Here is a 25,708-nt window from a genome sequence, read left to right as displayed (position 1 = left end):
CTTAGGTCAGCGCCGGGTGGGCGACAACGTGAACGAAAGGCGAACCCGGCGGGTTTTCGGCAGAATGTGCGCGCGGACAGCCGGGTTCGCGGGTTTGCGGATTCAGCCCAGGATCCAGTCCGCCGCGGCGCGGCAGTGGATATCGGTGGAATCGTAGACCGGCAGCACGTTGGCGTCGGTGTCGACGACCAGCTCGAGCTCGGTACAGGCCAGCACGATCGCCTCGGCGCCGTCCTTTTCCTTCATCGTGATGATCGTCTTGAGCGCACGCTCGGCATCGCGGGTCACGCGGCCGAGCATCAATTCCTTGTAGATGATCCCGTCGACCAGTTCGACATCATTGGGATCGGGCGGGAGCAGATCGACGCCGTGGCCGACCAGCCGCTGGCGATAGAAGCTTTCGGTCATCACGAAGCGCGTGCCAAGCAGTGCGGCGCTCTTGCAGTCGGCGTCTTCCATCGCCTGGCCGACGCTGTCGGCGATATGCAGCACTGGGATCGAGACCGCTTCGGTCAGCCGGTCATAGACCTTGTGCATGGCATTGGCCGCGATCACCAGGCCTTCGGCCCCGGCGCTTTCGAGCCGCCGCGCGGATTCGACCAGCGTGGCGGCGATCGCGTCCCAGTCATCGGCATTCTTGGCCGCGGCGATGGGCGCGTAATCGAGGCTTTCGATCAGCAGCGGCGGGCTGGCCAAGGGGGCCGCCCGCTTCTGCACCGATTTGTTGATCCGTTCGTAATAGGCGCGGGTCGAGATCCAGCTCATCCCCCCGATAATGCCAAGCTTGCGCAACCGTTTGTCCCCTATTCCGCCCTCATGTTCGCACGATCGCGGTGTGCCCGCGTATCAGGGCCTTACAACGGGCGGGTCACGAGGCGGTTCCTTCGTCCGCGACATCTTGCGAGGCGAGCACTTCGCCCAGCCAGATCCGCAGGTCCGCAACGCTTTGTTCGGGCGCTTCTTCCATCGGGATATGGCCGACGCCGGGATAATTCGCGAGCGTCGCATTGGGCAGGTGTTCCATGTACCAACCGGCCGCCGCATAGGGGATCAGGCTGTCTTCCTCGCCCCACATCACCAGCGTGGGAACTGTCACCGCCGCGATCTGCGCAGCGTCGAAATTCCGGCGCGGCGTTGCAAAGCGCTGGCGCGTCGCATTGCGGTTGCCGGGATAGCGGGCAAGCTCCCAATAGCGGTCGACCGTGCCGGGGGTCACGACCGCCTGGTTGGAAACGCTTTGCGACAGGCTGCGCTCGACCAGCGAACGCGGCAGCAGCTGGCTCATCACATTGCCCACACCGGGCATGGCGGCCAGCTGGAAGGCGAGATTGCCACCACCGTCGCGCTCGACTGGCGCGCCGGCGGCATCGACCAGCACCAGTCCATCGAGCCGGTCCGGATTGGCGATCGCATAACCCAGGGCGATGGCCCCGCCCATCGAATTGCCCGCCAGCGTGAAGCGTTCGACATTGAGCGCGTCGGCGACCGCGTCGATATCTTTCACGAAGGCATCGAGCGCGTAATCGCCATCGGCCGCAGGACCGGTCAGCCCATGCCCGCGCTGGTCGAAACGGATCACGCGGTAGTCGCTTTTGAGCGCGTCGGCCCAGGCCTGCCAGGTGTGGAGATCGGCATTCGAGCCATGCAGCAGGATGACGACCGGTGCATCGCGCGGACCTTCGTCGCGGACATGCACGCGGCGGGTCCTGTCGATTCCCAGCATCTGCGATGGCGGGGTGCCATATTTAGCATACATGGCGCCGGCATCGGTATCGGGTACGCGCAGGACGAAGAATGCGGCCACAAGGACGAGCGCCAACCCGCCCAGAATGCGCCAGAACCATTTCACGGGGCCATCTCCTCGATCCAGCGGCGCACGATGGTGAGCCCTTCTTCATCGACCGTCGCCTTGCCCAGTTCGGGCATCGCCACACCGGGTTCGGGGCTGGCCATGCGATAGGTGAGGATCGACGCATCGGGCGATCCGGGCACGATATCGAACAGGTGTCCGCCCGCCCCGCGCCCGGCCGCCACGGGTCGCTTGCCGATCCCCAGTGCCTCGGGCGCCTGTTGCTCCCACCTCAGGTCGAGCCCGCTGTTCGAGGCGGTCGCGCCAGGCTGGTGACAATGCGCGCAGTTCACGTCGAGATAGGCGCGCGCGGCGGCGGACAGCGGCGCGCTTTCACGCTCCTCCCACAGCGGCAACTGGTCGGCATCCTGCGGCACCCTATCGAGGTGCCCGGCCGTGACCATCCGGCTCAACCAGGCGTGCGACAGATTGCGCGCCTTGGGGCCGATGGGCACCACTTCACCGCTCAGCCCGTGGCATTCCTTGCACTGGTTCTTGTTGGGGACGCGGTAACTGATCGCCTGCCCTGCCGGGGTGGTCAGGGCGATCCGCGCACCCACGACCGCCAGCCGCGCATCGGTCTGCTCGTCATTCCACAGATAGGGCAGCGCCAGCCAGCCGTCCGCGCGGTGCAGCAGCACGCGCGTTTCGATCAGTCGCCGTTCGCTGCCCTCGCCGAAGGCAAAGGTCTTGATCAGCGCCGTGCCCACCGGCAGGTCGAGCAGGCCGTCGCCCTGCGCGGTGAACTGCGTGCCCGCTGCGCGGTAGACAAACCGCATTTTCTCCGCGCCATCGGAATAGAGCGGCGTGTTCAGGCGATATGGATGGACCCCGGCCACGGGCACTTGCGCGCCCGGATCGTCGAAAAAGCCGTAGTCCGACAGCAGGCGCGGCATGCCATCGCCCATGATCGCGGCGTCATTGACGTATTCGGGCGGCGGCGGGGTCGCACGCGCGACCATCGCGCCCGAAAGCGCGACAGCAGCACAGGCGAGCCAGCCGGCTGACCTCATCCGCCAAGCCGTTGTTCGAGTTCGGCGGGTGCGCCGATCCCGCTACGATCGAATTCGCTGGCGGGCGTCCCGACTGCCAGCGGACCGGGCTGCGCCGCGCCCAGCCCCTTGCCCGCTTCGGTCAGGTTGAGGTTCCAGCCCGCGGTGCCTTCGACAGCCGACAGCGAGCCGAGGCCATCCCACAGCACGGGCGGCAGTTCGCCGCCGAAGGCTGCCAGCAGCATGTCCGCACCCTCGAGCTGCGGATCATAGCCGCCGCCGTCATAGCGGTTTTCGCCCACCACCACGTCGCGCGGCAGCGGATTGTACCGCTCGTCCTCGAACTCCTGCGTGTAGGCGATGACCATGATCGGAGCGGTCGGATTGCGCGACAGGATGTTGTCTTCGATCAGCACCTTGTCATTGGCCATCACCATGATCCCGGTGCCGCGCGGTACGCCCGCCACGATATTGCCCGGAGGCGCGAAATTAGGCGTGTCGTTGGCGATCACCAGATTGTTGGCGACGATTACATTGCCGCCGCCCATCACCGGCAAATTGGGCAGGTCGAAGACCAGTATCCCGCCGGTGTTGCGCGTGGCGAGGTTGTGTTCGACCAGCGCATTGCGGCTGTTCTCGATTTCGATCCCGGCGACATTGGCCTCGGCAATCGAATTGCGCACGGTGATGTTCTGCGACTGGCCGACATAGATGCCCGCATCCGATGCGCCGGTGACCTTGACGCCATCGACCAGCACGCCGTCGCTTTCGACCGGATAGACGCCATAGGCGCCGTTCTCGGGATGCGGACCGCGCGTCCAGGTCACGCGGATGCGGTAATAGACGATATTGTCCGCGCCCTTGGATTTCACTCCGTCGCCCTTCGGGTTCTCGAGCGCGAAATCGCGCAGCGTCACGCCGTCGCTGGTTACCAGCAGCCCTTCGCCCGCGCCCTGCTGCGTGGTGAAATCGAGCACGGTGCCATCCATGCCCGCGCCGCGCACGGTCACATCGTCGACATCGAGGCTGAGACCATCGGTCAGCGTATAGCGGCCCGCAGCGAGCACGATCTCGTCTCCCGGCTCGGCGAGGATCAGCGCTTCCTGCAAGGCTTCCTGCGCGCCTTCACCCGGTGCGACATTATGCGTGGCGGCAATGGCAGGCGCAGCGCTTGCAAGCAGCGCGGCGGCAATCGACAGTCTGATCATCATGAGTCTCTCCCTTGCAACCTATAGTGCCGCAAGGACGGGCGATTGCAAGCGTATCGGACGTATCAGCGTCCCGCGAAGGCACAGACGGCGGCAGAGCTGGCCGCCACCTCCAACACCTCGCTGTCGCCCACGCGGCGAACGCGTTCGAGCAATTCGGCGATGCTCAGCGGAACGCCTGCTTCGCCGTCTTCGGCGCGCAGGTTTTCCAGCTTGCGCAATTGGGTAACCGAAAGCCGCTGCGCCATTCGTCCAGCCATGCATTCAGCCATTGGCTGCGGCAATCCGCGCGCGACGAACTCGTCCTCCAGTCGGTCCTCGACCGTGGCCTGCAGCCCGCCGCCGACGGTCGCCCAGAGGACCAGCCCGCCGACGACCAGCAGCGCGAGGACGATCAGCACGCGTTTCATCTCAATCGAGCGCTTTCACGATTTCCTCGACCATCTTCTTCGCATCGGACAGCAACATCATCGTCTGGTCCATGTAGAAGACGTCGTTATCGACCCCGGCATAGCCGACGCCGCCCATGCTGCGCTTGATGAAGAACACCTGCTTGGCCTTGTCGACGTCGAACACGGGCATGCCGTAGATGGGCGATGACTTGTCGGTCTTCGCCGCGGGATTGACCACGTCGTTGGCACCGATGATGAAGGCGACGTCGGCCTGCGCGAACTCGCTGTTGATGTCCTCCAGCTCGAATACCTTGTCGTAATCGACGCTGGCTTCGGCGAGCAGCACGTTCATGTGCCCGGGCATGCGGCCCGCGACCGGGTGGATGGCGAACTTCACCTCGACGCCCTTCTCCTCGAGGATGTCGGTCATCTCCCGCAGCGCATGCTGCGCCTGCGCCACCGCCATGCCGTAGCCGGGGATGATGATGACCTTCTCCGCCTGTTCGAGCATGAAGGCCGCATCCGCCGCGCTGCCCTGCTTGTAGGGACGCTGCTCGCGCGGTTCGCCGCCAGCCGCCCCGCCGTCCTCCGCGCCGAAGCCGCCCGCGATCACGCTGAGGAAGCTGCGATTCATCGCGCGGCACATGATGTAGCTGAGGATCGCGCCCGAAGAGCCCACCAGCGCGCCGGTGATGATCATCGCGCTGTTGCCCAGCGTGAAGCCCATCGCCGCCGCGGCCCAGCCCGAATAGCTGTTCAGCATCGACACCACGACCGGCATGTCCGCCCCGCCGATCGGGATGATCAGCAGGAAGCCGATCAGGAAGGCCAGCACGGTTAGCGCGATGATAAGCGGCAGGGTTTCGGTGTGTCCGGTCAGGGCGAAAAGACCGATGAGCACGATGATCGCGGTCAACGTACCGAGGTTGATGATGTGGCGCGCGGGCAGCAGGATCGGCGACCCGCTCATCCGCCCCGAAAGCTTGGCAAAGGCAATGACCGAGCCGGAGAAAGTGATCGCGCCGATGGCGATGCCGAGACCCATCTCGACCTTCGAGACCGCGCCGATATTGCCGCCCACCAGCAGGCCGAATGCGCTCGGATTGAGATAGGCCGCCCAGCCCACCAGAACCGCTGCGAGGCCGACCAGCGAGTGGAAAGCTGCGACCAGTTCGGGCATCGCGGTCATGGCAATACGGCGGGCGATGACGAGGCCGATCACGCCGCCGACCGCGATAGCGATCAGAATCTCGACGATGTTGGCGATGTCGTGCGTCACCAGCGTCGTCACCACCGCGATCAGCATGCCGATCATGCCGAAGCGATTGCCCGTCCGGCTCGTCGCGGGCGAGGACAGGCCGCGCAGCGCGAGGATGAAGAAGACGCCCGATACGAGATACGCGAGCGCCACCCATGGGTTCACCGGACCGTGTGCGACTGCCTCTGCAACAGGCGCAGCTGCAAGGAGAGAAAGCATCACTTCTTCTCCTTCTTCTTGTACATCGCAAGCATGCGCGCCGTAACCGCGAAGCCGCCGAAGATGTTCACGCTGGCGAGCACGATGCCGAGCAGCCCAAGCCACTTCGCCCCCGGCACGTCCGCCGCCGCCGCCGCGATTAGCGCGCCGACGATGATCACCGAAGAGATCGCATTGGTCACCGCCATTAGCGGCGTGTGCAGCGCAGGCGTGACCGACCAGACCACGTAATAGCCGACGAAACACGCCAGCACGAAGATCGACAGGATCGAAATGAAGTCCATGTGCGGCCCCTCCCCGGGCCCGGATTACGCGGTGGTCAGTCTCTCGTTCACGACCTTGCCGCCCTGCGTCAACCGCACGGCATCGCCGATTTCCTCGTCGAGCACGGGCTTGCCAGCTTCCTTGTCCCAGAATGCCGAGAGGAAGTTGAACAGATTGCGCGCAAACAAGGCCGACGCGTCCGCCGCGAGGTGCCCTGCAGTGTTCGAATAGCCGACGATCTTGACCCCGTGCTTCTCAATCACCTCGTCGGGCTTGGAGCCCTCGACATTGCTGCCTTGCGCAACGGCTAGGTCGAAGATCACGCTGCCCGGCTTCATGCTGGCGATTTGCGCATCCGAGATCAGCCGCGGTGCGGGCCGGCCCGGGATCAGCGCGGTGGTGATGACGATGTCCTGCTTGGCAATGTGGCCCGATACCAGCTCGGCCTGTGCCTTCTGGTATTCTTCGGACATTTCGGTGGCATAGCCGCCCGAGCCTTCGCCCTCGATGCCCGCGACATCCTCGACGAAGATCGGCTTGGCGCCGAGCGACTGGATCTGTTCCTTCGTCGCCGAACGGACATCGGTGGCCGAGACCTGTGCGCCCAGCCGCTTGGCGGTGGCGATTGCCTGCAGGCCCGCCACGCCCACGCCCATCACAAAGACCTTGGCCGCCTGGATAGTACCGGCAGCGGTCATCATCATCGGAAAGGCGCGGCCATAGACATTGGCCGCAGTCAGCACCGCCTTGTAGCCGGCGAGGTTCGACTGGCTGGAGAGCACATCCATGCTCTGCGCGCGGGTGATGCGCGGCATGAATTCCATCGACAGCGCTTCGAAGCCGCCCTTGGCATAGGCTGCGACCAGCTCGCCATTGCGGAACGGGTCGAAGGTCGCTGCGACCCATGCGCCCGGCTTGGCCCCCGCGAGCGCCATGAGCTCGGGTGCCTGCACACCGAGCACGATATCCGCCTCCGCGACCGCCTGCTGCGCTGTGAGCACTTCGGCCCCTGCGTCGCGATAGGCCTGGTCGGTGATGGCGGCGGCCAGACCGGCGCCCTCCTCCACTGCGACTACAGCCCCGAGAGCGGCAAATTTCTTCGCCGTTTCGGGAGTCAACGCAACCCGGTTCTCGCCCGGTGCGCGCTCTTTCAGCGCCGCGATGCGTAGCGCCATGCGGCTAGTCGGCAATCAGGATGACGACGACCAGCGTGATGATGGCGATCAGCGGGACCGACCATTTGAGCGTGCCGATGAACGAGCCGTAGGTCTGGTTGTGCGCCTTGTGGTCGTTGGCGGATTCCATGTCGATAAGTCCCTGTGTGGCAGTGATGTGTGAACGAGTGTTGCGGCGGGGTCTATCGCGGCGGGGCCGGGTGCTCAAGCCCCGCAATCGCCGCCATCATCGAAACAGGCTTAATCCGGTCTTTACCCGTTTCGGTTAGGGCACTTTGCACAAGGGCGTGGTCTGCATGCCCGAGGGGTCCAAGGGAGTTTGGCGAGACAGATGGCGACACAGCAATCACGCGTGTTGATGCTGATCGACGACGAGCCGGCACAAAGCCGGCTGGTGTCCGCGCTTGCCGCGCGCGACGGCTGGCGCACGCTGACCGTTGCCGATGGCGAACAGGCGCTCGCGCTGCTCGCTTCGCCCGAAGGCCGCGACATCACGGCGATCCTGCTCGACCAATGGGTGCCGGGCGACCGCGCCTGCGACCTGATCCGCGATTTGCGCGCCGCGCGGCCCGATGCACCGCTGCTGATGCTTACCGCCAGCGCCTCGCCCCGGCTCGCCGTCGAGGCGATGCGCGCGGGCGCTACCGATTACGTCGTCAAACCGGTCGAACCCGACCGCCTGCTGCAGGCCTTGGCAAGCGCCACGCGCGCCGGACGGCCCACCGCCGAACTCCAGCCGCTGGCCGAGAAGCTTCCCCACCCGGTAGACTTCGACGGCATGGTCGGCACCGCCGCCCCCTTCCGCACCGCGCTGGCCAAGGCTGCAACCGCCGCGCGCGGGCATGCGCATGTGCTGGTCGAGGGCGAAAGCGGCTCGGGCAAGGACATGCTCACCAATGCGATGCATGCCGCCAGCACGCGCGCCAAGGCCGCGATGCGCAAGGTCCATTGCGCCGGGATGCCGCCCGCCTCGCTCGAATCGCTGTTGTTCGGCCATGAACAGGGCGCCTTCGCCGGGGCATTCGACCGCCAGCGCGGATTGATCGAGCATTGCGACGGCGGCACGCTGATCCTCGACGATGTCGACCGTATACCCGCCGAGCAGCAGGAGCGCCTCGCCGAAGTCCTCGCCACCGGGATCGTCCGCCCGACCGGCGCCGCGCACGGCTTTCGCGTCGATTTGCGCATTTTCGCCACCAGCGATTTCGCGCTGGCCGAGCTCGCCGCGACGGGCGGGTTCTCGCAGGCCCTTTACGACCAGCTTTCGGCCACCCGCATCCGCATGCCCGCGCTACGCGAGCGGCTGGGCGACATCCCCGGACTGACACGCTATTTCCTCGCCAAGATCGGCGAACAGCCGGGGCTCCAGCACCACTCGATCGCCGACAGCGGGCTGAGCCTGCTCGAAGCCTATGACTGGCCGGGCAACGTCCGCCAGTTGCAGGCGGTATTGTTCCGCGCCTGCGTGTTCGAACAGCGCGAGGCGCTGACTGCACACAGCTTCCCGCAGCTGGCCGAACTGCTCGGCGACCAGGCCGATCGCGGCGAGAGCCGCGCGCGCGGCCTGGGCGTGCTGCTCTACACCGATGACGGCAATGTCCGCCCGCTGGAAGAGATCGAGGCCGACATCATTCGCCTCGCAATCGGCCATTACCGCGGGCGCATGACCGAAGTCGCGCGCCGGCTCGGGATCGGCCGCTCGACGCTCTACCGCAAGCTCAGCGAACTCGGCATCGACAACGCCGCCTGAGCGGCCTAGCCCTGTCGCCATGGGCAAGCTCGACGACATGCTGTGCGTGGTTACCGGCGGCGCACGCGGCATCGGCAAGGCGATATGCGCCGCTTATCTGGCCGAAGGCGCGCGCGTCGTGCTCACCGATATCGACGAAGACGAAGGTAGGAAAGCCGCCGCCGAGCTCGGCTGCAGCTTCCACCGCCTCGACGTCGCCAGCGAGACCGAATGGGACGCGCTGGCCGCGGCCTTCCCCGCGATCGACGTGCTGGTCAACAACGCCGGCATCACCGGGTTCGAGGACGGCCCCGCCCCGCACGATCCCGAGAACGCCAGCCTTGCCGAATGGCACCGCGTGCACAGCGTCAATACCGACGGCTGCTTCCTCGGTTGCCGCTACGCCCTGCGCGCGATGAAGGCCAAGGGTACCGGCTCGATCATCAACATGTCCTCGCGCTCGGGCCTCGTCGGCATTCCCGGCGCGGCGGCCTATGCCGCGAGCAAGGCGGCGATGCGCAACCACAGCAAGTCGGTCGCGCTCTACGCCGCGCAGCAAGGCTGGGCGATCCGCTGCAACTCGGTCCACCCCGCCGCGATCCTCACCGACATCTGGGAGCCGATGCTGGGCGACGGGCCCGACCGCGACGCGAAGATGGCCGCGCTGGTCGCCGATACGCCGCTGAAGCGCTTTGGCACGGCCGAAGAGGTCGCCGCGGCCTGCGTCTACCTCGCCAGCGCCGACAGCGGCTATATGACCGGCGCCGAACTCACGCTCGACGGCGGGCTGCTGGCGGGCAGCGCCGCTTCGCCCGGAAGCTAGGCTCGCAGCTAGGCGGGCAGGTCGGCGAAGTCGGTCAGCGCGGCATCGCGCAGGCCGCGCCAGACATTGCGCGCCTGCACCGTCTCGGCGACATCGTGGACACGCACCAATTGCACGCCCGCGCGCATCCCCTCGAGCGCCAGCGCCACGCTGCCGCCCAGCCGCTGCTCGACCGGCGCTTCCTTCGACAGCGCGCCGATCATGCGCTTACGGCTGGCCCCCAGCAGCAGCGGATGACCCAGCGCGTGGAACAGCGGCAGCGCGTTCATCAGCGCGAGGTTTTCCGCCAGGCTCTTGCCGAAGCCGATACCCGGATCGAGCAGGATGTGCTGCGCCGCTATCCCCGCTTCGAGCGCCGCATCGCGCCGCGCGCGCAGCGCGTCGAACACGTCGAACACCGCGCTGGCATAGTCGCCGCCCGCATGCAGGTCCTCGCCCGCCGCGCCGGGCGCATGCATCAGCACCACCGGACAACCGGCGCGTGCGACCACTTCGGCGCTGCGCGGATCATGCGCGAGGCCCGAGACGTCGTTGACCAGATGCGCGCCCGCTTCCAGCGCGGCTTCCATTACTGCCGCCTTGCGCGTGTCCACGCTGACCGCCGCGCCCATGCCGGCGCAGGCCTCGATCGCGGGAACGACGCGCTTGATCTCGTCGCCTTCCCACAGCGGCTTGGCGCCCGGGCGCGTGCTTTCGCCGCCCACATCGATGATCGCTGCCCCCGCTTCGACCATGGCGGCGGCGTGGTCCCGGCCTGCCTCGGCATCGTCGAGGAAGCGCCCGCCGTCGCTGAAGCTGTCGGGCGTGACGTTGAGAATGCCCATCACCTGCGGCTGGTCGAGACGGACCGTGCGCGCGCCCAGCTCGAGCGCGGGGTGCGCGAGCGTGAGATTGGCCCATTGCGCCTCGCCCTCGGCGCCAAGCTCGTCGGGCAGGCGGCCGAGCGCTTCGGCCATGGTGTCAGGCGCGGCAAGCCAGCGCTCGACCACTTCGCCATCTCGGCGCAGGATCACCGCAAAGCGGCTCGCATAGACCATGGTTCCCGCCAGCCGGATGGCATTGCCATGTTCGGACTGCGGGCCCGGAACGAGCCCGATCGGGCGGATATAGACCTGCCCGCTCATTGTTGGACTTCCCCAGAGCAAGCACCGCGACATGGACCGGGTGTTACACGGTCCAATGCGAAAAAAGCCGCAGAGGGGTTTTGCTGTGCGAAGCGGAGCGGGGCAGAAGCTATGAAGCGCTGGATCATGCGCTGAGTGTTAGCGCGCGAATGCACTGTAGGACAGTCACCCTATGGCGGTTTGCTACTCCCCTGCCCCGGTACGGAGCGCAGTTCCTGCATGAAGCGGGCGCTTCATTTGCGGGAGAGCAGGCAATATGAGGGTTGGCGCGACGACTTCCGTATCGTTTGTGAAGCCACCCGAATACCTAAACCGACTTTCCGAACACGGCCAGCCACTGGATGCGCGCTCGAACGCTTCCGTTTCTTGGCAGCCGTGTAGCCATCGCGATCATACGGTAGGGATTGTCCCACCATCGATGACATACTCGGATCCAGTGATCGTCGCCGCTCGATCGGAAGCAAGAAAAGCAACCAGATTTGCGATCTCCCCGGGTTCGGATGGGCGACCGATCGGCACACCCCCAAGCGAGTCCATGATCAGCTGCTTTCCCTGCTCTACGCTTACGCCATGATCAGCTGCGAGGCGTGCTGCGAGAGCGATTGAGCTTTCTGTCGCGATCCAGCCGGGCGAGACGCGAACAACGCGAACGCCCTTGGGTGAAACCTCCTTCGAAAGCGCCTTGCTATAGGTCGATAGAGCGGCCTTGGCTGCAGCGTAGGCGGTTGTAGCCTCGGGCAATGGCAGCTCGTTCTGGATCGACGTGACGTGGATTACGACGCCGGATCCTCGCGTCGTCATCGAAGGAAGCAATGCCCGGTCGAGGCGAACTGCGGGCATCAAGTTGAGGTCGAGTTCTCGGGACCATTCTTCCTCGGTGAGCGCTTGATACCCACCGGCCGGTGCAGAAGAACCGCCGAGCATGTGCACAACGATATCAACCCCGCCAAGGCGATCGAATACGGCGCGCGCCACGCGAGCGCATCCATCCGGAGACGTGAGATCGGCCGCCACGAAATTCGCCGTCTTCATGTCCTCTGGCTTGCTCCTCGCTGTAGTCAGGACGCGGGCGCCGAGTTCGGTTAGAAGTGCGACGGTCGCGGCACCTGCTCCGCGGGTCCCCGACGTGACGAGCGCCCGCTTGCCGCAGAGCGAGAGGAAGTCGCTCATGGCACGATCTCAAGCCGGGCGATCTTGTCGTCTGCGAAGGTGAAGATGTAACGCAGATCGACCGGGCTACCGGGGAAATTGCCCGCCAGATGTCCTGTCACGACAATCCGACCGTGCTCGGGAGCGATGGCGATCGGCTTGACGGTGTAGGTATATTGAGTGGAGGCATTCGCCATCCACTGGCGGATGGCTTCGCGTCCCGTGTAGGTATTCCCTTCGTCGATCACGACCGCGTCTTCGGCGAAGCATTGGGCGATCGCATCGGGATTTGAAGACTTGTCGGCCTCGAAATACTCGCGGACCACGTCAGGCAAATGAATAGGCATTATCATTCTCCAGATTGGTTTGGTGTTCGGCGAAGAGCACCGGCCTGTTCGGCACCATCCGAATAGGCCTTTACCTGCATCCCGATAATTGAGATAAATCTGGATGAGCCATCTGGATTTTGAGGACAATGAGCGGCTACAGCTTGAGCGATTTCGAAGCCGTCCTTGCGATTGGTCGCAAAGCATCGTTTCGCGCAGCAGCGGTCGATCTGGGTATCTCGACTAGCGCATTGAGCAGCGCAATCGCCAAGCTGGAGAGCCAGTTGGGTGTTCGCTTGTTCAATCGTACGACCCGTAGCGTTGCTTTGACCGAAGCAGGCCGCCGGTTTGTCGATCAGGTCACCCCCGCCTTACGGGACGTCCATCAAGCACTCGACACCGTCCGATCGCAGCAGGACACACCTTCCGGGACATTGCGGATCAACACTTTCCCCACTGCCGCTCGCGAGATCATGGCACCACTCGTCTTGGAGTTCCTGAGACGCTTTCCCGAGGTCTATATCGATCTGGTCACGGAGGGCAATCTTACCGACATCGTCGCAGCCGGCTTCGACTTCGGTGTAAGGAGCCGGGACCTGGTTCCGTCAGACATGATCGCCATTCCGATCACTCCAGCCAGGCGGTACGTCGTGGTGGCTTCCCCAGCATATCTGGCTGGGCGAGAACGCCCGCAAGTACCGGCAGACCTACTCTCTCATGCATGTATCCGCATACGCCTTCCGAACGGAGCAATGTACCGCTGGCATTTCGAATCCCAGGGCCAGCCAACGCAAGTCGATGTCCGAGGTCCGATCATCCTCGATGAGGCAAGCTTGGCTCGCATGGCCGTCCTCGAGAATGTTGGCTTCGGGTTCTTTATGGAATCGGATGTCCGGTCCGACATCGATGCGGGGAGGATGGTGCAGGTTTTGGAAAACTGGACCCCCGCGCTTGCGCCCCTGTGCCTCTATTATCCTAGTCGTCGCAACCCACCCGCGGCGGTTAAGGTCTTTGTTGATCTCGCCCGCGAACTCGCACGCGCGGCAAAACAGAACTAAAAGCCAGAAACCCTGCTTCAAGGCCCGGATGCCCCCTCTTGCAGGCTAGCGGCCCCATGGCGTTCGGCCACCGGCATGGGCCTCTGCCGAGCGGGGACATGCAACTCGCGTTGGGCCTGCCATTTCACCACCGCAAGTTGAGCTGGCGCGCGCGGCGCCGATGGGTTTGATTACGACGTCCTGTGCGAAGTGCCAGAAGGCCCAGCCATATCCGTTTCACGCGCTGCTTGGTGCTGTGCATTCGTAATTACTGCGCGCGCCGACAATTAGCCGCGGAAACGACACCCGACAGGCGTATCCTGCCTCCTGCGACTCGGGCCGACAGCGGCCGTTCGCCACCCATGCTTGCCGTATTTCACCCTCCCACACGCAAAGGAGACCGGAAATGCCGTTTGTCACCACTCAGGACAATGTCGAAATCTTCTACAAGGATTGGGGCCCCAAGGAGGCGCAGCCGATCGTGTTCCATCACGGCTGGCCGCTCAGTTCCGACGACTGGGACGCGCAGATGCTGTTCTTCCTGTCGCATGGCTTCCGCGTCGTCGCGCATGACCGCCGCGGGCATGGCCGCTCGGCGCAGGTCGATCACGGTCACGACATGGACCATTATGCCGCGGATGCCGCAGCCGTGGCGGCCGCGCTCAACCTGCGCAATGCGGTCATATCGGCCATTCGACCGGCGGCGGCGAAGTGGCGCGCTACGTCGCGCGCCATGGCGAGCCCGAGGGGCGCGTGGCCAAAGCGGTGCTCGTCGCCGCGGTCCCGCCGCTGATGCTGAAAACCGACGACAATCCGGAAGGCACGCCGCGCGAGGTGTTCGACGGTTTCCGCGCCGCGCTGGCGGGCAATCGCGCGCAGTTCTTCCGCGACGTTCCCGCAGGCCCGTTCTACGGCTTCAACCGCGAGGATACCGAAACGATGGAAGGCGTCATCCAGAACTGGTGGCGCCAGGGCATGATGGGCGGCGCGAAGGCGCATTACGACGGGATCGAGGCATTCTCCGAAACCGACCAGACCGGGGACCTGCAGGCGATCGCCGTGCCCACGCTGGTGCTGCATGGCGAAGACGACCAGATCGTGCCGATCGCCGCCTCGGCGCACAAGGCGATCGACCTGCTCGCGAACGGCACGCTCAAGACCTACCCCGGCCTGTCGCATGGTATGCTGACGGTGAATGCCGACCAGCTCAACGCGGACATACTGGAATTCATCACTGGCTAGAGGCGTCGCGCCCCCCGGCCTGCCAGGCGGCCCGGGGGGATGCGCGCGCTATCCGGCGAGGCCGCGCAAGAGGATCAGTCCTCCACCGCGAGCAGGTAGAGCTGGCGCGCGGCGTCGATCGGCTTGATCTCGCCGCCCTGTTCGAAGTGCCAGAAGGTCCAGCCGTTGCAGCTGGGCGCGCCTTGCAACTCCTTGCCGAGGCCGTGGATGCTGCCGGTCTGTTTCTCATGCGCCAGCGAGCCATCGGCGCGGACGGTCGCGGTCCAGCGGCGCTTCTTGTCGAACACCTTGGTGCCGGGCTTGATGAAGCCGTTTTCGACCAGCGCACCGAAGGCCACCTTGGGCGCGCTGCGGCCCGCCTGCATCGTGGTGAGCGCGCTTTCGTCGAGCGGGAGTTCCTTCTCGATCCGCTTGATCGCGGCGTCACGGTAATTGCCTTCGCGCTCGCAGCCGATCCATTCGCGCCCCAGCCGCTTGGCCACCGCGCCGGTGGTACCGGTGCCGAAGAAAGGATCGAGCACCACGTCGCCGCGCTCGGTGGTGGAGAGCAGCACGCGGTAGAGCAGGCTTTCGGGCTTCTGCGTCGGGTGGACCTTGTGGCCGCCCTCCTTCAGCCGTTCGGCGCCGTTGCATATCGGCAGCACCCAGTCGCTGCGCATCTGCAATTCGTCGTTGAGCGTCTTCATCGCGCGGTAGTTGAAGTGGTACTTGGCCTTCTCGCCCTGGCTGCACCACAGCAGCGTTTCATGCGCATTGGTGAAGCGCGTGCCGCGGAAATTGGGCATCGGGTTCGACTTGCGCCAGACGATGTCGTTGAGGATCCAGAAGCCCAGGTCCTGCAGGATCGCGCCGACGCGGTAGATGTTGTGATAGCTGCCGATCACCCACAGCCCGCCATCGGGCTTGAGCACGCGCTTGGCCTCGGTCAGCCATTCGCGGGTAAAATCGTCGTAGATCTTGAAACTGTCGAACTGGTCCCAGTGATCGGTCACTGCATCGACATGGCTGCCGTCGGGCCGATTGAGATCGCCGCCGAGCTGGAGATTGTAGGGCGGGTCGGCGAAGACGAGGTCGACCGACGCGGTGGGGAGCGAGCGCATGGCTTCCACGCAGTCGCCATCGAGAATGCGCCCGAGCGGCAGCAGTTCGCGCGGCGTTTCGGCCGGTTTTACAGCCGCTTTCGCGCGACTCTTCGTGGTCTCGATGACCCCCATCATATGCTTCCCTGTCCTGAGTTATCCACAGGGTGAGTCCAAACGGAGTCGCGGTCAAGCACCAATATTCCGCGCGCTGCGAGGTGCGGCGGAATGCGCAGAGAGAACAGAAGGTGTCCGCTACAACATCTTGAGTCCCCCGCGAATCTGCGGACTCAAGATGCTGCGGTGTGGCCGCGAGGACTCTATCGCGCGGCCTTCGCAGCATTTCTTAGGCGATCCGCCTGCGCTGTGGTACAAGCGCTGCTGCTACCGGTCGCGAACGACGGGTCTGGGGGTCCCCTGGCAAAGGGCACCCGCCTCCTTTCCGCCTTCTAGCTACAGCCCCCGCCACTCGGGCCGGGTTGTTGTGCTATCCGCAAGGAGCCTGCCCATGAAACTCGCCGACCGCCTGTCGAACCTGTTCCGCGTCTCGCGTCGCACACAGGACCCCGCCCCCGCCAACGATGCCTTGCCCTGGGTTGGCAGCGATCCGGAAATCGACCGCCAGATCGCCGAATGGCATGCGCTGATCGAACAAGGTCAACCGACCGCCGGAGCCACCGGCAGCGACCAGACGCACAAATAAGCGTTTGGTATCGGCAGGCGCCCGTGCTAGTGCATAATTGCTGACGTCGAATTATGCGACGGACTTCGGGTTTTGACGACCGCCGCTTGCTTTCAGTAGCCCCGGCGCAAACCAGACGACGACTTCCTTTCATTGGACGATTTTAAGCACGACCGCTCCACATGTTGTGGCGCGGCAACCTCTCGCGTTCTCGAAAGGAACCATCATGAGCAAGACCGGAACCGTAAAATTCTTCAACACCGACAAGGGCTATGGCTTCATCCAGCCCGACGACGGTTCGGACGACAGCTTCGTCCACATCAGCGCAGTGCAGGCCGCCGGCATGCAGTCGCTCGATAAGGAACAGCGCCTCAATTACGAAGTCGAAACCGGCCGTAATGGCAAGGCAAGCGCCGTGAACCTCTCGGCTGCCGATTGATCTCACGCGGCCGCGCGGCGTCGTCCCCACGGATGACGCCGCGCAGCCCATCCCTTCTGCAGCAACGGAGATGATCGATGGCGAATCCGACCTACGAATTCTATTCAACCCGTGCTGCCGAATCCGCAGCGGAGGCCAAGGCGGCGACGCTGGATAATGTCCGCGATCGCGCCTTGCGGTCCGAAGCGACCTGGCAGGCGCTAGCCGATCAGGCCCGCGCCGTAGCGCGGCAGCGCAAGAAGATCGAAACCGCCAAGGCCGAAGCGCGCGAGGCCGAAGCCCGCGATCTCGCCGAGCGCGAAGTCGGCGTCCCTACGCCACCCTACTCGTAAACAGATCCGCCTGCGCCACGGGCGCAAAACTGCGCCTGTGCAAGGGCGTGGGCCCATGCACGCGCAGCGCCTCGACATGTTCGGCGGTGCCATAGCCGGCATTGCGTTCCCACCCGTAATGCGGGTGCCGCGCGGCTGCAGCGCGCATCAGCGCATCGCGATGTTCCTTGGCGAGGATCGAGGCCGCGCCAATACACCGTTCCTTGCCGTCACCGCCGACGATCGGCCGGGCCTGCGCCCAGCGCCACTCGGGATGTCGCCCGTGCGGGGTCATGTTCCCGTCGATCAGCACCGCTTCGGGTTCGCACCCCAGCGCCGCGACCAGCCGCGACACCGCAACGGTCATCGCCAGCATGGTCGCGTGGAAGATATTGAGCCGGTCGATCTCCGCCGGCTCCACCACCGCCAGGCCCCACGCACAGCGCGCCATGATCTGCGGCTCGAGCGCCGCGCGTTTCTTGGGCGAAAGCCGCTTGGAATCGTCGAGCCCGCCGGGGCATGGCTTGCATAGCACCACCGCGGCTGCGACAACCGGACCGGCCAGGGGCCCGCGCCCCGCCTCGTCGACGCCGATCACCAATGGCGCGGCACCAAGCCCTCGTTCGGGAGTTGCACTGAACATGAAAAAGACCTCAATCCTTGCCGCCACTTTATCGCCCCTCCTGCTCGCTTCAAGCTGCGGCTCCACCGGATCGGGGGATAGCCCGCCGACGCAGGCATCGCCTTCGGGCGAGACCGGCGGCGCATGGGACGGCGGCTTCGTAACCACCGAACACGGGAGTTTCGCCGAACCATGGGCGGCGGCCTTCGTCCCGGGTACCGCGATGCTGTTCGTCACCGAAAAGGCGGGCACGGCGAAGATCGTCGATACGGCAAACGACCGGGTCATCCCCGTCACCGGCCTGCCCGAAGTCGATTACGGTGGCCAGGGCGGGCTTGGCGATGTCGCCTTCCTGCCGTCGCAAAGCGCCTCCACCATCGGTCGCCGCGCGATCTATCTCAGCTGGGCGGAAGCCGGCGAAGGCGATACGCGCGGCGCGGCCGTGGGCCGCGGCGAACTGGTCTGCGCAGCATCGGACAGCTGCCGCATCGACGGCCTCGAGGTCATCTGGCGGCAGACCCCCAAGGTTTCCGGACGCGGTCATTATTCGCATCGCCTGGTGCTGAGCCCCGACGAGCAGCACCTGTTCGTCGCCAGCGGCGAACGCCAGAAACAGACCCCCGCGCAGGACAAGCAGAGCCATCTGGGCAAGATCGTCCGGCTCACCCTCGATGGCAGCCCCGCAGGCGATGGGGCGATCGGCGGGGCGCTGCCCGATATCTGGTCGATGGGTCATCGCAACATCCTCGGCATCGATTTCGATGCGCAGGGGCAATTGTGGGAAGTCGAGCACGGCCCCAAGGGCGGTGACGAACTCAATCTCGTCCGGCGCGGCCAGAACTACGGCTGGCCGGTGCGGTCGAACGGGGTGAACTACGACGGCTCGGACATTCCCGACCATTCGGCGGATGACGGCTTTGCCAAGCCCGCAGTAAGCTGGACGCCGGTCATCGCGCCCGGAAACATGATCTTCTACACCGGCGACCTGTTCGACGGGCTGGCGGGCGATCTGCTGATCGCGGGCCTCAAGACCGAAGCGATCGTGCGCGTCGCAACCGATGGCGACACGGCGCGCGAGACCGCCCGCTATGATATGGACAACCGTATCCGGCAGATCGTCGAAGGACCCGATGGTGCGCTGTGGGTGCTCGAAGACGGCGACGGCGGACGGCTGCTGGAACTTCGCCCCTGATAAGGCGAAATTGATCGACACCGGCCATGGGCAGCCCTAATCGGCGCGGCCCATGGCTAGCCTCGTCCCCCTTTCCGCAATCGATCCGGCGCTGGTCGAGCAATTGCTCGACGCGGCGTTCGGCGAGGAGCGGCATGCACGCACCGCCTATCGCATCCGCGCGGGGATGGACTGGCTCGAAGGCGCGAGTTTCGCTGCGCTCGACGACGAGGATTACCTCGCCGGGACGATCCAGCTGTGGCCGGTGGCGCTGACTGACCCCAAGGGCCGCGCACACCCGATGATCATGGTCGGCCCCGTCGCGGTCATGCCCGGGCGACAGGGCGAAGGCTTCGGCAAGGCGCTGATGGCCGCCAGCCTCGGCGCCATCGACGCAGGCTTCGAAGAGGGCGCAGCCCCGCTGCCGCAAGTGATGATCGGCGATCCCGACTATTACGACCGCTGGGGCTTCCTGGCCGATCATACGGGCGGCTGGCACTGCCCCGGCCCCTACGACCGGGACCGGCTGCTGGCGCGCACGGGCAATCCGGCGGTGCTGCCTGCCGAGGGCATGTTGGGGCCGTGGAATTCCTAATGCGTGCGGTCAGGACATCCGTCCTGACCTTGCTGTTCCGTCCCGCTCCCCCTCCCGGCCACCCAATAGAGTACCGTGCCGTGGGTGGCCGGGAGGGGGAGCGGGAGCGAACAGGGCGCAGCGACTGACGCAGTCAGCCGCGAACAGACGCCATTACCGCGTCGTCATCCCTGCGCAGGCAGGGATCCAGATAGCCTCGCCTCTCGAGCCTGACGTGGAGTCATCCAGGCCCCTGCCTGCGCAGGGGCGACGGGGTATTGAGTGAGCGGGAGTGTTCTGCCATCGCTCGCGTCGTGCCTTACACTCCGCCCCCCGAACTTGCCGGAATGTCGCTGGCCCAGATCGCGGAGGCGGTTGCCGCGCGCAAGCTGCCCCCGGTCGAGCAATGGTCGCCCGAGAATACCGACGACAGCCACATGCGCATCGCCGCCGATGGCACTTGGTATCACGAGGGCTCGCCGATCAGGCGGGGGGGCATGGTGCGCGCCTTTGCCGGCCTGCTCAATCGCGAGGACGACGGCAGCTATTGGCTCGTCGTACCCTATCAGAAGCTGTCGATCGCAGTGGACGATGCCTGTTTCATCGCGACCGACGTGTCCGAAACCGAAGGCGACCTCGCCTTCCGCCTCAACACCGACGAACTGGTGGTGGCGGGTCCGGGCCATGCAATCCGCGCGGCGGGCGATCCCGACAGCCCCGCGCTCTATCTGCACGTGAGGCGCGGCTGCGAAGCGCGGCTCAACCGTTCGACCTATGAACAGCTCGCGCGCATTGCGCTGGCGCGGGGCGAGGACTGGACCGTGAACAGCGGCGGCGAAACCTACTCGCTCCTGCCCACATGAGCGCGATCTTCGATCGGCTGACCACGCTGTTCCAGCAGGGCCATACGCGCGAGTTCGATGATCTCTTGTCCGACAGCCGCTTTGCCGATGCCAGCCGCACTGCCGATGCGGCGGTGCTGATCGCAGTGACCGAACAGCCCAACCCGACCGTTCTCCTGACCCAGCGCCCGCGCACCATGCGCGACCACCCCGGCCAGGTCGCCTTTCCCGGGGGCAAGCTCGACCACGGCGAAGACGCGGTGCAGGCGGCGCTGCGCGAGGCGTGGGAAGAACTGTCGATCGAGCCCGAGCATGTGCGCCTGATCGGGACCACCGACCGCTACCAGACCGGGACCGGGTTCGACATCACCCCGGTGCTTGCCACGGTGCCGCATGACCTGCCCATCCGCCCCGATCCACGCGAGGTCGAAAGCTGGTTCGAATGCCCGCTCGACAAGCTGATGGATGCATCGCAATGGAACCGCAATTCGGTGTTCTGGAAAGGCGCGATGCGCGAATATCTCGAAATGGACCATGACGGCTACCGGATCTGGGGCGTCACCGCGGCGATCTGCTGGAACCTGTCGCGCAGGGTCGAATGGCTGCGGGCGCAGGATGACTGAGCATCTTCCGCGGGCCGATTGGACGCAGCGTGCCAGCCTCGCGAAGCTGGTCGAGGCGCTGGGCGCGGAGGATCTGCGCTGGGTCGGCGGCTGCGTGCGCGACACGCTGCTGGGCTATCCCGCCAACGATATCGATGCCGCCACGCGCCACCTGCCCGCAACCGTAATCGACCGCTGCCGGTCGGCGGGCATCCGCACCGTGCCCACCGGGATCGACCACGGCACGGTGACCGCCATCCTCGAGGATGGCCCGGTCGAGATCACCACCCTGCGCCGCGATGTCGCGACCGATGGCCGGCGCGCGACGATCGCCTTTTCCGAAGATTGGCGCGACGATGCAGCGCGGCGCGATTTCACCATCAATGCGCTCTATGCCCACCCCGAAACGCTGGCGATCGACGACTATTTCGGCGGGCTGGACGATCTGTCCGCGCATCGCGTGCGCTTCATCGGCGATGCCGCAACCCGGATCAAAGAGGATCACTTGCGCATCCTGCGCTATTTCCGCTTCGCCACGCGCTTCGGCGATGATTGGGATGCCGAGGCGAGCCGCGCCTGCAGCGAGCTGGCGCCCACGCTCAAGGGCCTCAGCCGCGAACGGGTGGGCTGGGAATTGCAGAACCTGCTCGCGCTGCCAGATCCCGCGGCCACGGTGGAGCGGATGCGCGAATTGGGCGTGCTGCAGGAAGTGCTGCCAGAAAGCGGCCGGCGCGAGGTCGCGCAGCTCGCCCGGCTTGTCGATGCCGAACGCAGCGCCGCAATCGCCCCCGCCGCAATGCGCCGGATGGCCGCACTGCTGCCCGCCATCGTTCCGGTCGCGGAGACGGTGGCTGCACGCCTGCGCCTCTCGCGCAGCCAGCGCGGCCGGCTGACCTGCATCGCCCGGCGCGAGCCGCAGGACGCGGCGCATCCGCAGGGGCTTGCCTATATGGTCGGACGCGAATGCGCGGTGGACCGCCTGCTGATCGGCGGGGCCGATCCGGCCCCGATCATCGACTGGGAGGCCCCCGCCTTCCCGCTCAAGGGCGGCGAGATCGTTGCCCGCGGCGTCGCCAGGGGCCCTGAGGTTGCGCGGATGTTGCAGTGCATCGAAAAGCGCTGGGTGTCGGAGCGTTTCCCCTCCCGCGAACGGGTCGAGCAACTGCTCGACGAAGAGCTGGCCGCGCGCTGAACCCCGCCTTCGCGCGGCTTCAGCGTGGCTTAAGGTGCAATGCACCATAAACGCCCCGCGGTTGCGAAATGATGCAATCCGTGAAATAGAGAAGCCGTTCTCCCTTGGGGGACTGCGGGGGGCGCAGATCACCATTCTCGTCCGCTCTTTCCAGTTTAGTCGGCTCGATCGCGCGTTTCGCGTGTGGGAGAGCCGCGAGTTCCGAATAACAAGCCTTGGAGTTGCATATGAAAATCGCGAAACTGGCGCTCGCCGCCGTTGCCCTCACCACCACCGCCGCTGTCGCCCCGGGCGTCGCCACCGCGCAGGAAGCTGCCGCCGGTGTGACCGCTGGCGCGATCGTCTATGGCAATGACGGCGTCGAAATCGGCACCGTCGAAAGCGTCGAAGGCGAAACCGCGGTCCTCGTGGTCGACGGCATGAAGGCCCCGGTCCCGGCGGCTGCTTTCGGCACCGGTGAACAGGGCGCCACGCTCAACGCCACCAAGGCGCAGATCGTCGGCATGCTGGAGGCCGCGCATCAGGAAGCCATGGCCAAGCGCGACGCCGCGCTGGTTGTCGGCGCCGAAGCCGTGACCGCCAAGAATGCGCCGCTCGGCACCGTGCTCGAGATCGAAGGCGACAATGTCATCATCGCCCGCGGCGGTGACGAAACCAACAAGATCACGCTGCTGCGCGAACATTTCGCCGCCGCGCCCGACGGCGCGCTGATGGCGCTGATGACCAATGCCCAGATCGATGCCGCGATGGCTGCATCGGCCCCGGCTGCCGAAAGCGCTGGCGAATAATACGACAGCCCTTCAAGGGTCGCATGAAGGCCGGGGACGAGCGATCGTCTCCGGCTTTTTCTTTGGGTGCGTCTCTTCTGCGTGCGCTGGCGGCATCCGCCGCCAGCTTGCTGGCTGTTCCATCCCACGCCCCCTCCCGGCCACCCATAGAATACCGTGCCGTGGGTGGCCGGGAGGGGGCGTGGGACGGAACAGCAAGGTCAGGACGGATGTCCTGACCGCACCCGACAAACCTCAACCAAACTTGTTATCCCGCGGGAAGCCCTGCGGCGGGAGGCGGCCGGCGCCGCCGCGGGCGACTTTCCATTGCCACATCTCGCCCTCGGTGCGGGTGCGGTCGCCCTTGCCGCCCATCTGCCATGACAGGCCGTCCTCGAGACGGAAGGTGGTCGCATCGGCCAGCCCGCCGTCACGATAGCGTTGCAGCGTCACCCCCTGCCCGCGCGCGAGTTCGGGCAGTTCCTCGAGGTTGAAGACCACCAGCTTGCGATTGTCACCAACCACAGCGACATGATCGTGCCCCTCGGCGATCGCGCGCGCGACGACCAGCTTCGCCCCGTCCTTGAGATTGACCACCTGGCGCCCCTTGCGCGTTTCGGCGAGCAGATCGTCGGTGGTCGCGCCAAAGCCCTTGCCGGTATCGGCGGCGAGCAGCAGCCGCTGGCCCGGCTTGTGCACGATCACCGTCATGATCTGCGCGCTGGCGTCGATATCGAGCGTGTTGCGCACCGGTTCGCCAAAGCCCCGCGCGCCGGGCAGCTTGTCCGCGCCCAGCGTGAAGAACCGGCCCTTGTCGGTCGCCAGCAGCAGCTTGTCGGTCGTCTGCGCGTGGAAGACGAAGGCCGGCCCGTCGCCTTCCTTGTATTTGAATTCCTGGTCGAGCGGCAGATGCCCCTTGGCCCCGCGGACCCAGCCCTTTTGCGACAGGATCACCGTCACCGGCTCCTTCTCGATCATCGCATCCATGCTGAATTCCACCGCGGGCGCCGCTTCCTCGATCGCGGTGCGGCGGCGACCAAGCGCGGTGTCGGGGCCGTATTCCTTGCGCAGCGCCCCCAGCTCGCGTTTCAGACGCGTACGCTGGCGAGCGGGCGAACCGAGCAGCTTCTCGAGCTCGTCCTGCTCCTTGAGCAGATCGTCCTTCTCGCCGCGCAGCTGCATCTCTTCCAGCTTGCGCAGGGACCGCAGCCGCATGTTGAGGATCGCCTCGACCTGCCGGTCGGTCAGCTTGAACTCCTCCATCATCACCGTTTTGGGATCGTCCTCGGTGCGGATGATCTCGATCACCCGGTCGAGGTTGAGGAAGGCGATGATATAGCCTTCGACCAGCTCCAGCCGCCGCGCGATCTGGTCGAGCCGGTGCTGGCTGCGCCGTTGGAGGATATCGATCTGGCTGGCGATCCAGTGGTTGAGCAGCTCCTTGAGCCCCATCACCATCGGCGTGCGGCTGGCGTCGAGCACGTTGAGATTGAGCCCGAAACGCGTTTCCATATCGGTCAGCTTGTAGAGGCTTTCCTTGAGCAGGTCGGGATCGACATTGCGGCTGCGCGGGACCAGCACGATGCGGATCTGCTCGTCGCTTTCATCGCGCACATCCTCGAGGATCGGCAGCTTGCGGTCGCCGATCGCGGCGGCGATCTGCTCGATCAGCTTGCCCTTGGCGACCTGGTAGGGGATTTCGCTGATGACCAGCTGCCACTGCCCGCCGCCAAGCCGCTCGATCCCCGCCTCGCGGTCCTCCGCCTTCTCGGCTTCGGCAGCGTGGAAGCTGCCACGCACGCGAAACGACCCGCGCCCGGTCTCGTAAGCGGCGGCGACCGTCTCGGCGCTTTCGGCAACGATCCCGCCGGTGGCGAAATCGGGGCCCTTGAACAGTTCCATCAACCGCGCGTGTTCGACATGCGGATTGTCGATCACCTCGAGCGTGGCATCGACGATCTCGGCGACATTGTGGCTCGGGATATTGGTCGCCATGCCCACCGCGATGCCGCTTGCGCCATTGGCCAGCAAATTGGGGAACAGGCCGGGCATGATCTCCGGCTCTTCTTCCTCGTTATTGTAGGTCGGGATGAAATCGACCGTGCCCGCGTCGAGGCCTTCCATCAGGCGCATCGCGGTCTTCGTCAGGCGCGCCTCGGTATAGCGGTAGGCAGCCGCGTTATCGCCGTCGATATTGCCGAAATTGCCCTGCCCCTCGACCAGCGGATACCGCAGCGAGAAATCCTGCGCGAGGCGGACCATCGCGTCATAGGCCGCGGTGTCGCCATGCGGGTGGTACTTGCCGATCACCTCGCCGACCACGCGCGCCGATTTCTTGAAGCCGCTGGAAGGGTCGAGCTTGAGCTGCCGCATGGTCCACAGCAGCCGGCGATGGACCGGCTTGAGCCCGTCACGCAGGTCGGGCAGCGAGCGCGCGGTAATCGTGCTCAGCGCATAGACGAGATAGCGCTCGGACAGCGCCGAATCGAACGGGGCGTCGACGATCGCGTCGAACGGGTCTTTTTCACTGTCGAGAGTGGTGTCGTTAGCGGCCATGCGATCCGCCCTATCACCGCCACGCCCTACCTAGAAGAACGGAACGGTGCGCTTTCCCCACGCGTTGCAAGGGCAACATCAAAT

General features: G+C 65.5%; 27 protein-coding genes and 1 pseudogene. 13 read left to right on the top strand and 15 right to left on the bottom strand.

Annotated elements, in window-relative coordinates; all coding sequences use genetic code 11:
- Positions 1-102: 102 nt before the first annotated feature.
- The 9 genes from VWN43_RS03570 to VWN43_RS03530 all read right to left on the bottom strand — a co-directional run bounded on the left by VWN43_RS03570 (position 103) and on the right by VWN43_RS03530 (position 7,487).
- Positions 103-792, bottom strand: a complete 690-nt coding sequence (locus tag VWN43_RS03570; RefSeq protein ID WP_301298639.1) for an aspartate/glutamate racemase family protein — start codon at positions 790-792, stop codon at positions 103-105.
- A gap of 76 nt (positions 793-868) precedes the next feature.
- A complete protein-coding gene (locus tag VWN43_RS03565) occupies positions 869-1,849 on the bottom strand; it encodes an alpha/beta fold hydrolase (RefSeq protein ID WP_320180636.1) in 981 nt (326 codons plus the stop codon).
- A complete protein-coding gene (locus tag VWN43_RS03560) occupies positions 1,846-2,862 on the bottom strand; it encodes an SO2930 family diheme c-type cytochrome (RefSeq protein WP_320180637.1) in 1,017 nt (338 codons plus the stop codon). The genes VWN43_RS03565 and VWN43_RS03560 overlap by 4 nt, the downstream gene beginning before the upstream one ends.
- Complete coding sequence (locus VWN43_RS03555) at positions 2,859-4,049, bottom strand: parallel beta-helix domain-containing protein (protein ID WP_320182130.1); 1,191 nt, start codon at positions 4,047-4,049, stop codon at positions 2,859-2,861. The genes VWN43_RS03560 and VWN43_RS03555 overlap by 4 nt, the downstream gene beginning before the upstream one ends.
- A 65-nt stretch (positions 4,050-4,114) precedes the next feature.
- On the bottom strand, positions 4,115-4,459 hold the full coding sequence (locus VWN43_RS03550; protein WP_320180638.1) for a hypothetical protein: 345 nt from the start codon (positions 4,457-4,459) through the stop codon (positions 4,115-4,117).
- A 1-nt stretch (position 4,460) separates the two neighbouring features.
- On the bottom strand, positions 4,461-5,918 hold the full coding sequence (locus VWN43_RS03545) for an NAD(P)(+) transhydrogenase (Re/Si-specific) subunit beta (protein WP_320180639.1): 1,458 nt from the start codon (positions 5,916-5,918) through the stop codon (positions 4,461-4,463).
- On the bottom strand, positions 5,918-6,202 hold the full coding sequence (locus VWN43_RS03540) for an NAD(P) transhydrogenase subunit alpha part 2 (RefSeq protein ID WP_006833497.1): 285 nt from the start codon (positions 6,200-6,202) through the stop codon (positions 5,918-5,920). The genes VWN43_RS03545 and VWN43_RS03540 overlap by 1 nt, the downstream gene beginning before the upstream one ends.
- Positions 6,203-6,226: 24 nt before the next feature.
- Positions 6,227-7,357 (bottom strand): NAD(P) transhydrogenase subunit alpha, encoded by a 1,131-nt coding sequence (locus VWN43_RS03535; RefSeq protein WP_320180640.1) that lies wholly within the window; start codon positions 7,355-7,357, stop codon positions 6,227-6,229.
- 4 nt (positions 7,358-7,361) lie between these two features.
- The gene (locus VWN43_RS03530; RefSeq protein ID WP_320180641.1) at positions 7,362-7,487 is read right to left on the bottom strand and encodes an aa3-type cytochrome c oxidase subunit IV; all 126 of its coding nucleotides are present in this window, start codon (positions 7,485-7,487) and stop codon (positions 7,362-7,364) included.
- Positions 7,488-7,688: 201 nt separating this feature from the next.
- Here VWN43_RS03530 and VWN43_RS03525 point away from each other — a divergent pair, with 201 nt between their 5' ends.
- Positions 7,689-9,107 carry a sigma-54-dependent transcriptional regulator gene (locus VWN43_RS03525; RefSeq protein ID WP_320180642.1) on the top strand — a complete coding sequence of 473 codons (1,419 nt, stop codon included), beginning with the start codon at positions 7,689-7,691 and terminating at the stop codon, positions 9,105-9,107.
- A 19-nt stretch (positions 9,108-9,126) separates the two neighbouring features.
- Positions 9,127-9,909: an SDR family oxidoreductase gene (locus tag VWN43_RS03520; protein WP_320180643.1), complete on the top strand. Its 783-nt coding sequence runs from the start codon at positions 9,127-9,129 to the stop codon at positions 9,907-9,909.
- Between the two features lie 8 nt (positions 9,910-9,917).
- On the opposite strand, the gene folP is transcribed toward VWN43_RS03520, so the two are convergent.
- The 3 genes from folP to VWN43_RS03505 form a co-directional block, all read right to left on the bottom strand.
- Positions 9,918-11,033 carry a dihydropteroate synthase gene (folP, locus tag VWN43_RS03515; RefSeq protein WP_320180644.1) on the bottom strand — a complete coding sequence of 372 codons (1,116 nt, stop codon included), beginning with the start codon at positions 11,031-11,033 and terminating at the stop codon, positions 9,918-9,920.
- Positions 11,034-11,423: 390 nt separating this feature from the next.
- A complete protein-coding gene (locus tag VWN43_RS03510; RefSeq protein ID WP_320180645.1) occupies positions 11,424-12,203 on the bottom strand; it encodes an SDR family oxidoreductase in 780 nt (259 codons plus the stop codon).
- Complete coding sequence (locus VWN43_RS03505) at positions 12,200-12,529, bottom strand: nuclear transport factor 2 family protein (protein ID WP_320180646.1); 330 nt, start codon at positions 12,527-12,529, stop codon at positions 12,200-12,202. The genes VWN43_RS03510 and VWN43_RS03505 overlap by 4 nt, the downstream gene beginning before the upstream one ends.
- Positions 12,530-12,657: 128 nt before the next feature.
- Here VWN43_RS03505 and VWN43_RS03500 point away from each other — a divergent pair, with 128 nt between their 5' ends.
- Both VWN43_RS03500 and VWN43_RS03495 read left to right on the top strand, forming a co-directional pair.
- Positions 12,658-13,566: a LysR family transcriptional regulator gene (locus VWN43_RS03500; RefSeq protein WP_320180647.1), complete on the top strand. Its 909-nt coding sequence runs from the start codon at positions 12,658-12,660 to the stop codon at positions 13,564-13,566.
- 385 nt (positions 13,567-13,951) lie between these two features.
- Positions 13,952-14,787 (top strand): annotated as a pseudogene (locus VWN43_RS03495) (alpha/beta fold hydrolase).
- Positions 14,788-14,861: 74 nt separating this feature from the next.
- On the opposite strand, the gene VWN43_RS03490 reads toward VWN43_RS03495, so the two are convergent.
- On the bottom strand, positions 14,862-16,001 hold the full coding sequence (locus VWN43_RS03490; RefSeq protein WP_320182131.1) for a site-specific DNA-methyltransferase: 1,140 nt from the start codon (positions 15,999-16,001) through the stop codon (positions 14,862-14,864).
- 373 nt (positions 16,002-16,374) lie between these two features.
- On the opposite strand from VWN43_RS03490, the gene VWN43_RS03485 reads away from it, so the two are divergent.
- The 3 genes from VWN43_RS03485 to VWN43_RS03475 all read left to right on the top strand — a co-directional run bounded on the left by VWN43_RS03485 (position 16,375) and on the right by VWN43_RS03475 (position 17,319).
- Positions 16,375-16,569 carry a hypothetical protein gene (locus VWN43_RS03485; protein ID WP_320180648.1) on the top strand — a complete coding sequence of 65 codons (195 nt, stop codon included), beginning with the start codon at positions 16,375-16,377 and terminating at the stop codon, positions 16,567-16,569.
- A gap of 205 nt (positions 16,570-16,774) precedes the next feature.
- Entirely contained in the window at positions 16,775-16,987 is a 213-nt protein-coding gene (locus VWN43_RS03480; protein WP_253517780.1) for a cold-shock protein, read from the top strand.
- Between the two features lie 77 nt (positions 16,988-17,064).
- Positions 17,065-17,319 (top strand): hypothetical protein, encoded by a 255-nt coding sequence (locus tag VWN43_RS03475; protein WP_253517784.1) that lies wholly within the window; start codon positions 17,065-17,067, stop codon positions 17,317-17,319.
- On the opposite strand, the gene VWN43_RS03470 is transcribed toward VWN43_RS03475, so the two are convergent.
- Positions 17,300-17,941 carry a ribonuclease HII gene (locus VWN43_RS03470; protein ID WP_320180649.1) on the bottom strand — a complete coding sequence of 214 codons (642 nt, stop codon included), beginning with the start codon at positions 17,939-17,941 and terminating at the stop codon, positions 17,300-17,302. The two genes, VWN43_RS03475 and VWN43_RS03470, sit on opposite strands and share 20 nt — an antisense overlap.
- Here VWN43_RS03470 and VWN43_RS03465 point away from each other — a divergent pair.
- The 6 genes from VWN43_RS03465 to VWN43_RS03440 all read left to right on the top strand — a co-directional run bounded on the left by VWN43_RS03465 (position 17,940) and on the right by VWN43_RS03440 (position 23,089).
- On the top strand, positions 17,940-19,112 hold the full coding sequence (locus VWN43_RS03465; RefSeq protein WP_320180650.1) for a PQQ-dependent sugar dehydrogenase: 1,173 nt from the start codon (positions 17,940-17,942) through the stop codon (positions 19,110-19,112). The two genes, VWN43_RS03470 and VWN43_RS03465, sit on opposite strands and share 2 nt — an antisense overlap.
- Positions 19,113-19,164: 52 nt before the next feature.
- Positions 19,165-19,686 carry a GNAT family N-acetyltransferase gene (locus VWN43_RS03460; RefSeq protein WP_253517826.1) on the top strand — a complete coding sequence of 174 codons (522 nt, stop codon included), beginning with the start codon at positions 19,165-19,167 and terminating at the stop codon, positions 19,684-19,686.
- Between the two features lie 293 nt (positions 19,687-19,979).
- On the top strand, positions 19,980-20,528 hold the full coding sequence (locus VWN43_RS03455; protein WP_320180651.1) for a DUF1285 domain-containing protein: 549 nt from the start codon (positions 19,980-19,982) through the stop codon (positions 20,526-20,528).
- A complete protein-coding gene (locus VWN43_RS03450; RefSeq protein WP_320180652.1) occupies positions 20,525-21,130 on the top strand; it encodes a CoA pyrophosphatase in 606 nt (201 codons plus the stop codon). Before VWN43_RS03455 ends, VWN43_RS03450 begins: the two co-directional genes overlap by 4 nt.
- Complete coding sequence (locus VWN43_RS03445) at positions 21,123-22,301, top strand: CCA tRNA nucleotidyltransferase (protein WP_320180653.1); 1,179 nt, start codon at positions 21,123-21,125, stop codon at positions 22,299-22,301. Before VWN43_RS03450 ends, VWN43_RS03445 begins: the two co-directional genes overlap by 8 nt.
- A 227-nt stretch (positions 22,302-22,528) precedes the next feature.
- Positions 22,529-23,089 (top strand): hypothetical protein, encoded by a 561-nt coding sequence (locus VWN43_RS03440; protein WP_320180654.1) that lies wholly within the window; start codon positions 22,529-22,531, stop codon positions 23,087-23,089.
- 234 nt (positions 23,090-23,323) lie between these two features.
- Here VWN43_RS03440 and parC read toward each other — a convergent pair whose 3' ends face one another.
- The gene (gene parC, locus VWN43_RS03435) at positions 23,324-25,624 is read right to left on the bottom strand and encodes a DNA topoisomerase IV subunit A (protein WP_320180655.1); all 2,301 of its coding nucleotides are present in this window, start codon (positions 25,622-25,624) and stop codon (positions 23,324-23,326) included.
- Between the last annotated feature and the right edge of the window lie 84 nt (positions 25,625-25,708).

The sequence above is a fragment of the Qipengyuania sp. HL-TH1 genome (assembly GCF_036365825.1).
In the GTDB taxonomy this organism is placed as follows: Bacteria; Pseudomonadota; Alphaproteobacteria; order Sphingomonadales; family Sphingomonadaceae; genus Qipengyuania; species Qipengyuania profunda.
The sequence above is the reverse complement of the archived record's forward strand: the minus strand, read 5'-3'. Positions and strand labels throughout refer to the sequence as shown.

What these genes read in the sequence shown, in the direction of transcription:
- VWN43_RS03530 (WP_320180641.1), bottom strand. Translation starts at nt 7,487, where the DNA reads ATGGAATCCGCCAACGACCACAAGGCGCACAACCAGACCTACGGCTCG.
- VWN43_RS03470 (WP_320180649.1), bottom strand. Translation starts at nt 17,941, where the DNA reads ATGTTCAGTGCAACTCCCGAACGAGGGCTTGGTGCCGCGCCATTGGTG.
- VWN43_RS03450 (WP_320180652.1), top strand. Translation starts at nt 20,525, where the DNA reads ATGAGCGCGATCTTCGATCGGCTGACCACGCTGTTCCAGCAGGGCCAT.
- VWN43_RS03440 (WP_320180654.1), top strand. Translation starts at nt 22,529, where the DNA reads ATGAAAATCGCGAAACTGGCGCTCGCCGCCGTTGCCCTCACCACCACC.
- VWN43_RS03460 (WP_253517826.1), top strand. Translation starts at nt 19,165, where the DNA reads ATGGCTAGCCTCGTCCCCCTTTCCGCAATCGATCCGGCGCTGGTCGAG.
- VWN43_RS03465 (WP_320180650.1), top strand. Translation starts at nt 17,940, where the DNA reads ATGAAAAAGACCTCAATCCTTGCCGCCACTTTATCGCCCCTCCTGCTC.
- VWN43_RS03535 (WP_320180640.1), bottom strand. Translation starts at nt 7,357, where the DNA reads ATGGCGCTACGCATCGCGGCGCTGAAAGAGCGCGCACCGGGCGAGAAC.
- VWN43_RS03480 (WP_253517780.1), top strand. Translation starts at nt 16,775, where the DNA reads ATGAGCAAGACCGGAACCGTAAAATTCTTCAACACCGACAAGGGCTAT.
- VWN43_RS03560 (WP_320180637.1), bottom strand. Translation starts at nt 2,862, where the DNA reads ATGAGGTCAGCCGGCTGGCTCGCCTGTGCTGCTGTCGCGCTTTCGGGC.
- VWN43_RS03540 (WP_006833497.1), bottom strand. Translation starts at nt 6,202, where the DNA reads ATGGACTTCATTTCGATCCTGTCGATCTTCGTGCTGGCGTGTTTCGTC.
- VWN43_RS03490 (WP_320182131.1), bottom strand. Translation starts at nt 16,001, where the DNA reads ATGGGGGTCATCGAGACCACGAAGAGTCGCGCGAAAGCGGCTGTAAAA.
- VWN43_RS03545 (WP_320180639.1), bottom strand. Translation starts at nt 5,918, where the DNA reads ATGCTTTCTCTCCTTGCAGCTGCGCCTGTTGCAGAGGCAGTCGCACAC.
- VWN43_RS03510 (WP_320180645.1), bottom strand. Translation starts at nt 12,203, where the DNA reads ATGAGCGACTTCCTCTCGCTCTGCGGCAAGCGGGCGCTCGTCACGTCG.
- VWN43_RS03505 (WP_320180646.1), bottom strand. Translation starts at nt 12,529, where the DNA reads ATGCCTATTCATTTGCCTGACGTGGTCCGCGAGTATTTCGAGGCCGAC.
- folP (WP_320180644.1), bottom strand. Translation starts at nt 11,033, where the DNA reads ATGAGCGGGCAGGTCTATATCCGCCCGATCGGGCTCGTTCCGGGCCCG.
- VWN43_RS03500 (WP_320180647.1), top strand. Translation starts at nt 12,658, where the DNA reads ATGAGCGGCTACAGCTTGAGCGATTTCGAAGCCGTCCTTGCGATTGGT.
- parC (WP_320180655.1), bottom strand. Translation starts at nt 25,624, where the DNA reads ATGGCCGCTAACGACACCACTCTCGACAGTGAAAAAGACCCGTTCGAC.
- VWN43_RS03550 (WP_320180638.1), bottom strand. Translation starts at nt 4,459, where the DNA reads ATGAAACGCGTGCTGATCGTCCTCGCGCTGCTGGTCGTCGGCGGGCTG.
- VWN43_RS03525 (WP_320180642.1), top strand. Translation starts at nt 7,689, where the DNA reads ATGGCGACACAGCAATCACGCGTGTTGATGCTGATCGACGACGAGCCG.
- VWN43_RS03485 (WP_320180648.1), top strand. Translation starts at nt 16,375, where the DNA reads ATGAAACTCGCCGACCGCCTGTCGAACCTGTTCCGCGTCTCGCGTCGC.
- VWN43_RS03445 (WP_320180653.1), top strand. Translation starts at nt 21,123, where the DNA reads ATGACTGAGCATCTTCCGCGGGCCGATTGGACGCAGCGTGCCAGCCTC.
- VWN43_RS03520 (WP_320180643.1), top strand. Translation starts at nt 9,127, where the DNA reads ATGGGCAAGCTCGACGACATGCTGTGCGTGGTTACCGGCGGCGCACGC.
- VWN43_RS03475 (WP_253517784.1), top strand. Translation starts at nt 17,065, where the DNA reads ATGGCGAATCCGACCTACGAATTCTATTCAACCCGTGCTGCCGAATCC.
- VWN43_RS03555 (WP_320182130.1), bottom strand. Translation starts at nt 4,049, where the DNA reads ATGATCAGACTGTCGATTGCCGCCGCGCTGCTTGCAAGCGCTGCGCCT.